General features: G+C 35.7%; 14 protein-coding genes. 5 read left to right on the top strand and 9 right to left on the bottom strand.

What is annotated here, in order from left to right:
- A partial coding sequence (locus tag JUJ52_RS21380) for a conserved virulence factor C family protein (RefSeq protein WP_308036067.1) occupies window positions 1-1,145 on the top strand: 1,145 nt, incomplete at its 5' end.
- A gap of 307 nt (window positions 1,146-1,452) precedes the next feature.
- On the opposite strand, the gene JUJ52_RS21375 is transcribed toward JUJ52_RS21380, so the two are convergent.
- The 3 genes from JUJ52_RS21375 to JUJ52_RS21365 form a co-directional block, all read right to left on the bottom strand.
- On the bottom strand, window positions 1,453-2,355 hold the full coding sequence (locus JUJ52_RS21375; protein WP_121604401.1) for a macrolide 2'-phosphotransferase: 903 nt from the start codon (window positions 2,353-2,355) through the stop codon (window positions 1,453-1,455).
- A gap of 566 nt (window positions 2,356-2,921) precedes the next feature.
- On the bottom strand, window positions 2,922-3,188 hold the full coding sequence (locus JUJ52_RS21370; protein ID WP_026679883.1) for a hypothetical protein: 267 nt from the start codon (window positions 3,186-3,188) through the stop codon (window positions 2,922-2,924).
- A 2-nt stretch (window positions 3,189-3,190) separates the two neighbouring features.
- Window positions 3,191-3,523 (bottom strand): ArsR/SmtB family transcription factor, encoded by a 333-nt coding sequence (locus JUJ52_RS21365; RefSeq protein WP_026679882.1) that lies wholly within the window; start codon window positions 3,521-3,523, stop codon window positions 3,191-3,193.
- A 534-nt stretch (window positions 3,524-4,057) separates the two neighbouring features.
- Between JUJ52_RS21365 and JUJ52_RS21360 the strand changes: the two genes are divergently transcribed.
- Entirely contained in the window at window positions 4,058-4,600 is a 543-nt protein-coding gene (locus JUJ52_RS21360; RefSeq protein ID WP_034678403.1) for a hypothetical protein, read from the top strand.
- 125 nt (window positions 4,601-4,725) lie between these two features.
- On the opposite strand, the gene JUJ52_RS21355 is transcribed toward JUJ52_RS21360, so the two are convergent.
- From JUJ52_RS21355 to JUJ52_RS21340, 4 genes are all read right to left on the bottom strand, one after another.
- Complete coding sequence (locus tag JUJ52_RS21355) at window positions 4,726-5,439, bottom strand: undecaprenyl pyrophosphate synthase (RefSeq protein WP_034678401.1); 714 nt, start codon at window positions 5,437-5,439, stop codon at window positions 4,726-4,728.
- 50 nt (window positions 5,440-5,489) lie between these two features.
- Entirely contained in the window at window positions 5,490-6,950 is a 1,461-nt protein-coding gene (locus JUJ52_RS21350; protein WP_121604400.1) for a DUF4153 domain-containing protein, read from the bottom strand.
- 186 nt (window positions 6,951-7,136) lie between these two features.
- Window positions 7,137-7,820: an HAAS signaling domain-containing protein gene (locus JUJ52_RS21345; RefSeq protein WP_226983605.1), complete on the bottom strand. Its 684-nt coding sequence runs from the start codon at window positions 7,818-7,820 to the stop codon at window positions 7,137-7,139.
- Window positions 7,766-8,098 (bottom strand): PadR family transcriptional regulator, encoded by a 333-nt coding sequence (locus JUJ52_RS21340; RefSeq protein WP_026679878.1) that lies wholly within the window; start codon window positions 8,096-8,098, stop codon window positions 7,766-7,768. The genes JUJ52_RS21345 and JUJ52_RS21340 overlap by 55 nt, the downstream gene beginning before the upstream one ends.
- A gap of 439 nt (window positions 8,099-8,537) precedes the next feature.
- On the opposite strand from JUJ52_RS21340, the gene JUJ52_RS21335 reads away from it, so the two are divergent.
- From JUJ52_RS21335 to JUJ52_RS21325, 3 genes are all read left to right on the top strand, one after another.
- Window positions 8,538-10,112: a Vga family ABC-F type ribosomal protection protein gene (locus tag JUJ52_RS21335; protein ID WP_026679877.1), complete on the top strand. Its 1,575-nt coding sequence runs from the start codon at window positions 8,538-8,540 to the stop codon at window positions 10,110-10,112.
- 100 nt (window positions 10,113-10,212) lie between these two features.
- A complete protein-coding gene (locus JUJ52_RS21330) occupies window positions 10,213-10,635 on the top strand; it encodes a MarR family winged helix-turn-helix transcriptional regulator (RefSeq protein WP_026679876.1) in 423 nt (140 codons plus the stop codon).
- A 16-nt stretch (window positions 10,636-10,651) separates the two neighbouring features.
- Window positions 10,652-11,257 (top strand): alpha/beta hydrolase, encoded by a 606-nt coding sequence (locus JUJ52_RS21325; protein ID WP_205389729.1) that lies wholly within the window; start codon window positions 10,652-10,654, stop codon window positions 11,255-11,257.
- Window positions 11,258-11,347: 90 nt separating this feature from the next.
- On the opposite strand, the gene JUJ52_RS21320 is transcribed toward JUJ52_RS21325, so the two are convergent.
- A complete protein-coding gene (locus JUJ52_RS21320; protein ID WP_026679874.1) occupies window positions 11,348-12,301 on the bottom strand; it encodes a calcium/sodium antiporter in 954 nt (317 codons plus the stop codon).
- Between the two features lie 133 nt (window positions 12,302-12,434).
- A complete protein-coding gene (locus tag JUJ52_RS21315) occupies window positions 12,435-13,283 on the bottom strand; it encodes a VOC family protein (protein WP_205389472.1) in 849 nt (282 codons plus the stop codon).
- Window positions 13,284-13,651 lie beyond the last annotated feature (368 nt).

Genomic DNA, 13,651 nt, shown 5'->3' with positions numbered 1-13,651 from the left:
AGGAATGTTTTATGAAGATTGTATCAATTGAACCAACACCTAGCCCATATTCCATGAAAATTAATGTTGATGAACACCTCACGGATGGACAAACTCAAAACTTTACATTAGCTGATGACAAACAGGATGCACCTGTTTATATACAAGAATTGTTCGAAATTAAAGGAGTAAAAGGTATCTACCGCGTCATTAATTTTATCGCACTGGAGCGAAATCCGCGAGTTGCTTGGGAGGAAATACTTCCGGCGGTTCGAGAAGTTTTAGGATCAGTAGAAAAAGAAAATGATGATGTTATTTCGACCAGCGCTAGTAACGAAGAGGCTTTTGGAGAAGTCCATGTTTATATTCAAACATTCCGCTATATTCCGATGCAGGTGAAATTAACAGAAGGTGACAATGAAAAACGCTTCGGCCTGCCTGATAGATTTATGAACGCTGCAATGAACGCTTCCACAGCTTCAGAAAACATGCTTGAAGAACGAAAATGGATCGAGCAAAACCCGCGATACGGTGATCTAGAGGAGATCGGACAGGATGTCGTTGAGGAGGTTTCAGCAAGTTACGACAACCAGCGATTATCTGACCTTGTCAATTATGCCTTAACTAATGATACATCCTTTGTTTCCTCTCTAAATAAAAAGGTGACACTTGAAATGCTTAATAATCCGAACTGGAAAGAACGCTATGCTGCGTTGGATCAAATGAACCCAACAAAAGAAGATTTACCTGTTTTAGACAAAGCACTAGAGGATGAAAAATCATCCATTCGTAGATTAGCAACTGCCTATCTCGGCATGATTGAAGACAAAGACGTACTTCCCTATTTATATAAAGCATTAACAGATAAAGCTGTCAATGTTCGGCGAACAGCAGGAGATTGTCTCTCCGACCTTGGATTTAAAGAGGCGATACCTGAGATAATCCACTCCTTATCTGATAAAAGCAGACTTGTTCGCTGGCGTGCAGCGATGTTTCTATACGAGCTAGGAGATGAAACTGCTATTTCAGCTCTAAGAACTGCTATGGAAGATCCTGAATTTGAAGTTAGAATGCAAGTGAAGATGGCTTTAGCACGAATTGAAGATGGAGAAGAAGCAAAAGGCTCTATTTGGAATCAAATGACACAGGCAACAAAGAAAGAATGATCAAGGCGGTACTTAGCTAAATGCAATTCTAAATGAAGAATGTACTACTATAACTCCGGAAATATACGTAGACTTCTTGAAAAAGAAGAGCGCTTTTCTACGTGCGATGTAGCGCTGCCTATGCCTTATCCTGCGGAAAAAGGCATAGGCGAAGCCACATAGTACGTTAACACGATGAGACTCGTTAGCCGCCCACATAAAGCGAAGTATATTGCCAGATCCGTTTAATTGCACGAGTCATCGCTTTTTCTTTGCTTAAAACACTTTCGTCCCTGTCTCCTTTTTTGACACATACTAGTAAACAAGACTAGTTGTTTAACATCAACGCTTCTTGTGCCATGTTTTTATATTCATCTATTCCAGAGATTAATGCAAATTCGGCAATGGAAACCGGATAAGCTGCAGTAAGCTCAACAATATGTTCAAACATGGTTGGCCAAACATAACCTCCAGCTTCTTGATATGCAGCAATTAATTTTTTCACGGCATCCTCTCCAAATGATGCAAGATGCGCTACAAAATCATTAGCAGGATCATCTACTCTAGCTTCTGTCCAATCAATAATCCCAGTAACCTCCGCGTGCTTATTAATTAGTATATGGCCTGCATGTAAATCACCATGAATCATTGCTGTTTGTTCTGGCCACATCGCATCTGTTTCAAGCCAACTTTGCCAACGCTCCCATAATGAATCACTAATCGTAAATTCTGCCTGCACTTTATCCATACGGCTTTTCATGGATGCTCGTGATTCTGTTGGTGTATAAACGGTCACTCCTGCTTCCTTAGCAGATTGATGATTACTTTCATGTAGCTCTTTTATTACTTTTCCCAAGGTTATATGAAATTCAACTGGTACATTCTTGTCGTCAATTTCCCAAACATAACTTTTTGCTTCAGGGTCAATAGTCCCTGCCGGAATACCAGTTAATAGCTTATACGCAATCAAATCATCGGTGAAAATAGACCAATTTGGGATTTGAACAGTAAGATTCCTTTCAGCAATATCTAATATTCGCTTCTCCTGTCGGGCCCTTGGAATTACATCTTTACGCCTCGGCATCCGAAGCACCCATTGATCACCAAGCTGATCCTCCGCAAAGAAAACATGAAAATCTAATCCAGATTGATTCTCTTTTAGCGACTGTTCCACTAAATTCATATTATGTTTTTCCGCCAATTCCATAACTTGTTTTTTTGACAATGTCATGACAACCACTCCTCCCCATAGTTAGTGCCCCTTTTGTGATGGCTAATTATAACCAAATAAAAAACACAGACCACTGCCTGTGTACTGTATTATATAGATCACCCTTTATTTTTTCTAAACGAAAAAAGGGAGGTATACCCCCCTTTTTTACAGAACTATATGATTTCCTAAAAGGCAGACTATTCCCATTTACGCTACAGTACAAGCCAGCGTCCTTGAACTTATTCAGTTAATAGTTCAATCTTTTGGAAACGTAGTCTGTTTAAAATCATTAGGAAAACCTCCGTTCATTTTTAACTATTACTAGAATAGCACATATTTTCCAAATTGCAAGTTAATTTAACTATTTCATCGATACGTACCATGTGTTGGTTGAAACCTTCCTGACGATTGAAAAATGCTCCACATTATAATGTCCATACAACACTCGATCAGTGTTGCTTGAAGTCGGAGTCTTTTATTACGCTAGAAGAACTTCCCTGAAACATTTCACATAACCACTATCTTAAAACCTTTTTTGCTCGCCTTAGCGGCAAGTCTTTAAGTTATATTTGAGCTTCTCACTGCTACTCCACTTCTTTTAGCATTTTTTCCATGGAAGCAACCTTTTCTTTGATTTCTTTCATATCAGCAGTTAATTTTTCTTGATGCGTATTAGACGCTTTTTGTACTTCAATTGCTTCGGCAGCAAGTTTTTGATATACCTCTTCCTTTGAAGTTTTAATTCTTGTCTGCCACACTTTCGTAAGCGATACAAGTAATACAACCGCAAACCCAATAAGAAACACAACAAAAAGCATTCCTGCTAATTCATACATTGTTTCAGAATCCATTCCTATTTCCCTTCTTTCTTTTTAAATGTTATTGTTTTAGCTGCTTCTTTGATTAGTTCTGGAGTAATTCTAAAATCAAAAGAAGCGAGCTCATAATATTTCATTGCTTTTCCATCATGCGATAACTCCATTTCGTTCGTGACAATTCCAGCCTTTTCTAACTTCTGTAAATGCATATACAATAAAGGTCTGCTCATCTCTGCCTCTCTAGCCAATTGACTAACATACTTTCGCTCCTGATCTAAAATAGAAATAATTTTTAAGCGATGAGGATTAGCTAATGCCTCAAAAAAAGCAAGTAGCTGGTCTCCATTTAAATGATGCTTCTTATCCATTTCTCTCTAACACTCCTGGCTTCATTATCAATGCATTTACCATGGACACTTATTCTTCCCCATTGACAAACAAATAATTATCATGTGTAATAAATTTATTACATGTATTATAATTTGTCAACACATGTTTTGAAAATATACATCTCAAGTCGTATACCTAGATATTTCCTAAGCTACTTATAATTAATGAAGTAGTACCTTATGATTAAGTAGGAACAAAAACACAAGCGCTCAATTAGAAACGTAGCGACTGTGGAGCGAGTCAACGGAGATAAAGGAATCACGGTATGCTTACAAGCCGATGATAACTATCCTAGGGTGTCGTGAAGTCGCCTCGTTTCTGAGCACTGGAGCTGGACGGCTCAACACACCCATATTTTTCCACATGGCTAATTTTATAATTTCCTAGACTAGAACAAAATCTAAAAATTTTTTAGAATCTATTTAGGACTTTATTACGTATTAATTAATATAGTTGGACTTATCATTTAGAAATTTTAACTCATGAAGTATCGCTTAATGGGAGAGAGGGCTATGCAGAATAAAAAAGTTTATATACTGCTAACAGATACTGGGACAGTTTTTACGAGACTGATCCGGTTATATACTAGAAAACCATACAATCATGCTTCTATCTCGTTTGATCCTTCTTTGGAACGTGTTTATAGTTTCGGAAGAAAAACAGCTAAAAATCCTTTTATCGGTGGGTTTGTTCAAGAGGACGTAAAAAATGGACTATTTAAGCAGGCAACAGGTGTAGTTCTATCCTTTACTATTACGGAACAGCAATGGCAGCAAATGCGAGCATATATTCAACAGCTTGAAGAGGAAAAAGATAAGTATCGCTATAATTTCTTAGGGTTAATTGCCATTATTTTTAATATGCCATTTAACCGAAAAAATGCTTTCTTTTGCTCTCAGTTTGTTGCAAGTGTATTGAAAGAGAGTGACATCGTCGATTTTGATAAGCCTATATCCTTAGTAACACCACATGATTTACAGCAAGTTAATCATTTTCAAGCAATTTATCAAGGTAAATTGAAAGACTATAAGCTTCAAACCGTTCAGAATCTTTAAAGCAAGGATAAGGCTCAGAGATAGTCAATGCTATTTATGGAAACTAGAATATAACCTCCAAAATTATTTTATAATTTCCTAGATTATAAAAAAGCTCAAGGCTTGGCTAGACCAAGCTTGAGCTTTTAACTTAATAGTTCGCTATGTTTCGTCCATTGTTTACGTTGAAATTCTCGTATTGCAGCACATAGTTCCTGTTCATTAAAATCCGGAAAGTACACATCGGAAAAATAGAGCTCTGCCATAGAAGATTGCCATAATAGAAAATTACTAACTCTTTTTTCTCCACCAGTACGAATTACTAACTCTGGATCTGGCAGTTCACTTGTATACAAGTAATTTCGAAACAACTTTTCGTCTACTTGATTAATATCAATTTGTTCATTTCGAGCTTCATCAATGATCTTACGGATTGCTTGTAAAATGTCAGCTCTTCCTCCGTAATTAAAGGCAAAGTTAACAACGATTCCAGTATTATTCTTTGTTTCTTCGACAGCTTGAATAAGTGACTGTTTTGTCCGCTTTGGCAATTCATCGATATTTCCTGACAAGCGAATCATTATATTTCTCTTCTGAAACTCTGGAAGTTTTTGTTTAAAGAATTTAACAGGTAGCTGCATCAAATAATTAACTTCATCTTTTGGGCGTGACCAATTTTCCGATGAGAAAGCATATAATGTTAAGACTTTTATATTTAATTCTATACTAGCATCGATAATATGCTCCATAGCTTGTGCTCCAGCATAATGTCCTTCACTTCTCGTTAACCCTCGTTGTTTTCCCCATCTGCCGTTACCATCCATCATAATAGCAACATGTGTAGGAATGTATGCGTTCATAAAGATCCCCCTTGCATTAAACTCCCTATTGAAAAACCAGGGATCGTTTTTTAATCTACATATAAATTATCTAATTTGTCTTCTATCTTCTGTCTAGTAAAATTAAAGGATTGCCACGACTTTTCTGTATTCCGCTGCACCTGGTTGATTCGTCCTATTAATAACTCCTCTAATCCATGATAGTTAGGTTCCTTTGTATATAGTTGTAGCAAGCCATTCCATCCACTATATGAAAGTGTGTTCAAATAATAGATATCTATCTTTCCAGTCTCTTCATATCTTTCTAAGTTCTTATCTGTCACAAGCTTTTCTATATTGATCACATTCATCCCTGTATAAAAGATCATTCCTGCTATAAGATAAAAATGCAAAAGTGATAGTCTTGTTAACCATACACGTATTAATGTATATGCAAATATTACCATAAGGAAGATCATGAATCCATGCGCTAATACTCGATCTAACGTATAACCATATGCTTCTTCATACATACTGAGCCTTTGATATGCAGAAATAAGCATAATCGAAGTCAAACCTATCAGCAAAGTGTAAAGAATTTTTAACATACGGTTAAGCTTGACACTAGTATTTTGTACGAAGCGCATAAAGCTAATTAGTATCGACCAATTAATTAATGTTACAATGATTAATTCAAAAAAACCTTTCCTTGCATATTCAGCAAAAGTGTAACCGGAATGAAGGCTTTCACCAAAAAAATACGAAAACTGAATGCACACGAACAGTAAATACACAGAAAGCAGCATGAGAAGAATCGTAACTGCTGTCAGCCCGTTCCAATTTTTTTCTTGTGGGCCTGTTATCCCTTCACGAGTAGAGGGCTTTTTTGGCAAAACACGAAACAAACCGAAGAAAAAGAATGCTACTAATAGCACAATAGCTATACGCCAAAATTCCTTTAAAAGATTCATTTGCATTATAAAATTGGGTACACGCAGCACTAATTCTTGAAACACCTTATCGGCAGACATTAGTAAGGTTATAACAATGAGTAACAATGGGATACCAATTCCTAGTCCAATCAGTATGGGTTTTATAGGTATTACCATATCCTTATTATTGTATTTAAAAACCCGTTTAAATAATTCGTCACAAGCATTTAAACTATAACGTACGGACTGGCTACACTTTTCTTTCAATATTGTTACAAATTCAATACTAACCCAAGCGTATTGGTCTGGTGTTGTAATTAAGACAAGATGACAATATATAAGTAACGGAATAACAACTAAGTTTATTTCATAAAACAGAATCGAGTCCAAATATAAATAACTTCCTGCTAATAGCCAAATAACAACCATCAACAGCATACCAATTCTTCGATGATAAAATGCAAATTGAAAATGCAGAAATATTACCATATATAATGCCACAATAAATACGATATAGGAGATACCTATCTTACCATGAAAAAAACAAACTTCTGCAACTATCCCTAATCCCAAAGATACTAATAATAACCACACACCTCGCAAATTTATTTGGTTTACCATCTAATCCCTCCAAACATTGTTATTTTATATATAGAATAACTATGTATATAGAATAACTATGTATATAACTAAAAATTTTAATCTGAAATTAATGTGTAAGCAGCGCGATCAAGTTGCTGTTATTATCACGCTACTTTTAGTAAAACAATCACTACGCTGTATCGTATGATTAAGGCTAAGCACTTATTATACAGATAATTTACGTCCCCAACGAAAACCAACCAAACACACGGGATATAAAACTACTGTAAAACCTATACAAAGCATGATAAAGGGCACATTTAACAAGGGCTGAAACCACTCATAGGGAATAAGTTTAAAAAGGGTTAAATACATAAGCAGTAAATTTGGTACAACAGAGACGATAAACGTTTTATGTAATAGCCTTCTACCACCATCACCAAACTCCTTACCAATTTCATAGCCTAATAGTCCCCAAAATAATGTATAAACAATCATTATAATAAAAGTAGTCTCTGTTAGTCCATGCCATAATTGCTCCACCCAATGCCAAGAGAAAACATTATAAATTATTGTTAGAATTACTCCGCCAAGAAACATAGCAATATTTAAACCAACGAATAACCATTGTGTTTTTTTAGGAGTAATCGCTGCTTCCTGTCTCCACAAAAGTGCTATTTCTTGAGGGGAACCAAGTCTTTCAATTAATTTCGAATAGTTATCTACAGATTCAGCACCTTCTTCCTTCATCCATTCATGAACATGTAATTCATATTCTGCTAAAATATTAACTTTATCTGGATGATCACCTATTGCTTGTTCTAGTTCTTGAAGGAAGTATTGACTTGCTGTCTTCATGATTCCTTTCTCCGGATTAAATTGTTCATCACCTGTACATAGCGATGCCATTCATTTGTTTTCTCTTCCAGCATTGCTTTCCCTTGCTCTGTTATGCAATAATATTTCCTTGCTGGTCCCTTTTCTTGCTCTTGCCAATAAAAAGTAATATATCCCTGTTTTTCGAGTTTATGGAGCGCGGGATATAATGTTCCTTCTTTGATTTGCAAATGATGTTCACTACGCTGGTCCATTTCCTTAACTAGCTCATAGCCATACATATCGCGTTCATTTAAAAGCTGTAATACAAGTAAGGAAGTACTTCCTTTTACTAACTCTCGGTTAAACATTTTCTCACCTACCTAGAAATATTAGGTATATACACTATATAAAATACTTGCTCTTTTGTAAAGGGCTATCATAAATGTCTAACACCATATTTGAATTATTAGCCGATTGTATTATAGACAAAATAAAGGAAATTATATATAATTGCACTAATAAAATTGTAAAGGGTGACCTAATTACATGAAGTACTAATCCTATTCACTGAAAACATTCGAGTAAGGGTAGTCTAATAACAGATTCAATCTGTTTATTTTGCTATGCCATTAACGAAGTTTCAGAATAGGATTGTGCTTGATGTGACTGGTTAAAAAAACGCTGTCTAATGTATTTGATTATTCGCAGACAACCGTGTAAGTTAGCCAATACACATTTGCCTCCTATTCTGAAATGAGTGGGAGGCATTTTTTGTCTCTACTTTTAAAGGAATTGGAGATGAAATGTATGAAGTTATTGGAAGCTCAAAAATTAAAAGTATTTATACAGGATCGGAAATTAATTGATGTAGAAACACTTCGTATCCATAAGCACCATCGAATAGGTCTTGTCGGAAAAAATGGCAGCGGAAAAACAACCTTGCTCCAACTACTGGCAGGTGAAGAAACGCCTGAAGAAGGTGAGGTAATCTCACAAGGAACACGTGAATTACTTCCCCAATTGAAACGAACAACTACGACCAAAAGTGGTGGTGAAGTTACACAAGAATATATAAACCATTCTTTGGCAAAAAAATCAGATATCTTATTTGCGGATGAGCCGACTACGAATTTGGATACATTTCATATTGAAAAGTTGGAAAAACAGCTACAAAAATGGCATGGTGCATTGATCATCGTTTCCCATGATCGAGAATTTTTAGATGCACTATGTACGACCATTTGGGAATTAGAAGACGGGAGATTGTCCGTATACAAAGGCAATTACTCAGATTATCGCGCACAAAAGAAGCTCGAAAGAAGACAGCAGGAGCAGGCTTATGATCAATATATCAAAAAGAAAACGCAATTGGAAGAAGCCCTAGAATTAAAAGAACAAAAAGCGCAACGAGCAACTAAAAAGCCAAAGCAGACAACTAACTCAGAAGCCAAAATAACAGGTGCCAAACCCTATTTTGCTAATAAACAAAAAAAATTACGGAAAACAGTCAAAGCCATAGAAACTAGGTTAGAGAAACTAGAAAAAGTGGATAAAGTGAAAGAACCTACTCCCATTAAAATGAATCTACCTAATGATATAAAGATAAATGGTAGGATAATCTTACGTGTTGAAGACCTAAAAGGAAAGGTGGGAAAACGCACTCTCTTTAATCAAGTTCGTTTTCACGTTAGAGGCGGAGATAAAATCGCCGTAATTGGTCCTAACGGAAGTGGGAAAACTACGCTTATTAAAAAAATGGTAAACGAAGGAGAACATGTTCATCATTCGCCATCAATGAAAATTGGTTATTTTAGTCAAAACCTAGATATACTTGATACAAATGAAACCATTATAAAGAATGTCAGTATTACATCGATTCAAGATGAGACCTTGATTCGGACTGTATTGGCAAGGCTCCACTTTTCTCAAGATGATGTGTATAAACGTGTGCAAGTACTTAGTGGGGGAGAACGTGTAAAGGTTGCTTTTGCTAAGTTATTTGTAAGTAATATAAACACCATTGTTTTAGATGAGCCAACCAATTTTTTAGATATCGAAGCAGTAGAAGCACTGGAAGAATTGCTAAAAAATTATCAGGGAACAGTACTATTCGTCTCCCATGATCGGCGTTTTATCCAAAGCATTGCCTCACGAATTATTGCTTTTAAAAGTGGTACAGTTGACATCTTTGAAGGTACCTATGACGAATTCAAAAACCATATACCAAAGACGGAAGAAAATGCAACAGAGCAAGAATTGATTGTATTAGAAACAAAAATTACAGAAATACTAAGTAAACTTAGTATAGAACCTTCAGAGGAACTAGATGAAGAATTCCAAAGACTTTTAGCACGAAAAAGAGAGTTGATAAGAAATAAATGACGATTGTTACACACATGAATAAGTTGACAGACTCTAACGAATGATTTACATTTAATTAATAATAAATTAATTAAATATAAATGTCTAAGGTGGTTAAATATTGAGTGAAAATCTATCATTAAAATCATTTGTTGTATTAATGAAGTCTTCAAAAGCCGTTCAGGAGCGAATAAAAAAGGATATCAGCAGCTATGGTATGCGAACTTCTGAATTTACTATATTAGAAACGCTATACCATAAAGGAAATCAAACGATTCGAGAAATATCGGAAGGAGTATTAATTAGTACGGGCTCTATCACATACGTGATTGATAAGCTAGAAAAGAAAGGTCTACTTGAAAGGCAACATTGCCATGAAGATCGGCGCGTTGTTTATATTCATATTACGCATGCTGGGAAGGAATTAATGGATGAAATATTCCCAAAGCATCAAAAGGTTATTGAAGAATTGTTTATCGGAATTAACGATGAGCAAAAGAAATCGTTAATTGATGTTCTTAAACAAGTTGGACGCCGCGCATAATCCAGGAAGGAGATTCATCATGAAGCATATCTTTCAAAAAGGAACAGATCAAACAAAACCAACGCTTTTATTATTACATGGTACAGGCGGAACGGAGCAGGATCTTATTCCATTGGCAAGTAAAATTGATCCAGAAGCGAATATCCTCAGTGTACGCGGTAATATTCTTGAAAATGGAATGCCACGCTATTTCAAACGATTAGCAGAAGGAGTATTCGATGAAGCAGATTTAATTTTCCGTACAAAAGAACTAAATGAATTTTTAGATGAGGCTGCAGAAAACTATCAGTTTGATCGTCATCATATCATTGCTGTTGGATATTCCAATGGCGCTAATATTGCTGCAAGTTTACTTTTTCATTATAAAAATCCCTTAAAAGGTGCTATTCTTCATCACCCGATGGTACCTCGAAGAGGAATTTCATTACCAAATCTTTCTGGGATCAATGTATTTATTGCAGCAGGTACGAATGATCCAATATGTCCTGCTGAAGAATCTGAAGAACTGAGGCAATTATTAGAAAATGCAGGAGCAAATGTAAAATTACATTGGGAAAATCAAGGTCATCAGTTAACGTTAAGTGAGGTAGAGGCTGCGAGAAATTGGTACCAACAGTTATAAAATAGGAGCACTAACGTATAATTGAACTGCACCCTATTGTAAGATCTGTCTAACAACGGAGGTGCAGTTCATCTTATGCTTATTTTTTTGTTAATTCCGAATAATAATGTAAGCTACATATAGCACATAACCAGCTACAAGAAATACTCCCTCTGTCTTCCCTATTCGATAATTTGTCCTCGAAAAAATTAGCAGCAAAACCGTTAAACCAATCATCATGATAATGTCTATAATAACTTTACCATTAACAGCTAGTGGCGTAATCACAGATGATGTTCCAAGTACAAATAAGATATTAAAGATATTGCTTCCAACGATATTTCCTAATGCAATTTCACTTTCCTTTTTCAAAGCAGCTGTAATGGAGGTCACTAGCTCTGGAAGGGAAGTTCCAACTGCAATGATTGTTAAACCAACTAGAGCTTCACTCATTCCCAGTGAATAAGCGATTTCCTTCCCGTTATTAACTACCATTTGTCCACCAATAACAATACCAGCTAATCCCAGTACTGTAATTAAAATGTTCTTCCCCCATTTTGTTTGTTTTGCTGATTTGTCTTGCGCTGTATTTTCTCTACTCTTTAATGCGACCTCAATCACATAATACATAAAAACAGAAAGGAATAGTAAAAAGATTAGTCCATCACTTCGAGAGATATAGTTTATCTCAAACCCTTGTAAAACCGTATCGCTAATTAAAATTAATAGTGCTACACTGGCCAATAATGTAAATGGAATTTCCTTACGAATCGTCTCATTTTCTACTTTGATTGGGAACAAAATCGTCGCAATCCCAACGACAAGTGTTAAATTAAAAATATTACTCCCAATAACGTTCCCCATTGAAACATCTGCAGTACCTTGTAAAGCCGCAACAATACTCACCGTTGCTTCAGGTGAGCTAGTACCAAATGCCACGATTGTTAAACCTATTAAGATTGGTGGAATGCGAAGCAATCTAGCAATATTCGATGAACCATCCACAAATAAATCTGCACCTTTAATTAACAAAACGAAACCAATAATCAAAAATAAATATGCCATGTGACCTTCCTCTTCTACAAAAAGTTATCAGTTGTACTACGGTTTAATGTATCAAAAAGTCACAAAAACATGTAGACATATTTAAATTTCTTTAGAAATTCTTCAAAGAAAGAGCTAGGAAATGATAGCTTTTTTATTTCCGTAAATGAATGAGATTCTTTGAAGGGTCTTCCACTAAGTATCCATTATTCTCTTCCTTTATTTTAACCTCACTAGCCTTTAAGCGGTCGATTGCATCATCTAATGTTTGCTTATCTGGGTAAACAAGTGTAAATAATTTTAGACCCACACTATTATTTTCCGGTGCCGGTGCTCCCTCACCATTCCATATATTAAGTCCAATATGATGATGATAATTCGCTGTAGATATAAATAATGCACCAGGATAGTTGGAAACGACGTTAAATCCAAGACCTTCTACATAAAATTGTTTGGCTTCTTCTAAGTGTGCGACATGCAAGTGAATATGACCCATAACCGTTTTATTTGGTAAATACATCCATGGTGATTTCAATTCAGCTAGAAGCCCCTCACCTTCTAACGGTTCTGTTGCCATGGTCACTTGATTATTTATCCACTCCCACGCTGACGATAGTCGATCAGAATAGACCTCAATACCATTACCATCTGGATCTGATAAATATAATGCTTCACTAACAAGGTGATCAGATGCCCCTAACTGGACATTTTGTTGCAAACAGTGCATTAAAAAAGAACCAAGATCAGCACGTGTTGGTAATAATAATGCAAAATGGTACAAACCCGTTGTTTTCACCTGCTTAGATAATACTTTTTCTGGCTCCTCTAAGGTGAGTAATGATGTTTTGCCATCCGCTGTTAAGACCACCTTCCGCTCATTCCTTTCAAGGATATGGAATCCAATGATGTTCTGATAAAAATCAAGTGAGTTGTTCAGATTCGTAACATGGATGGATACGTCGCCTACATATGTTGCACGATTGCTAAAGAATGTTCTTTCCATAACCATTGTCCTCTCTTCTTTTATATAATTACATTTTGAAATACAGTTACTTTATGTAAGTTTATAATCTATTTTCTTAACTGTCAATTTATTAATCTATACAAATGAATTAATACATACCTATAAATTCACGTCTTATACTACAACCTTTATTACAATCAATGATAAGCACAATTTGATCATGACGTTTTAACTAAAAAACCTGAACTAAGAAAAACTGAGCAAAATTCGCTCAGTCCTTATCACTACATGCTCAGATCTACGCTTCCTATAGTAGCTATTATGGAATAATAGCTACTGCTTGTTTGACCACCACTCCGGCTGCCCACTTCCCTTTCCGTGGGGTTTGTCCTTCAGCTAACTTTTTT

Source organism: Virgibacillus sp. AGTR, from assembly GCF_016919725.2.
Taxonomy (GTDB): domain Bacteria; phylum Bacillota; class Bacilli; order Bacillales; family Amphibacillaceae; genus Virgibacillus; species Virgibacillus salarius.
The sequence above is the reverse complement of the archived record's forward strand: the minus strand, read 5'-3'. Positions and strand labels throughout refer to the sequence as shown.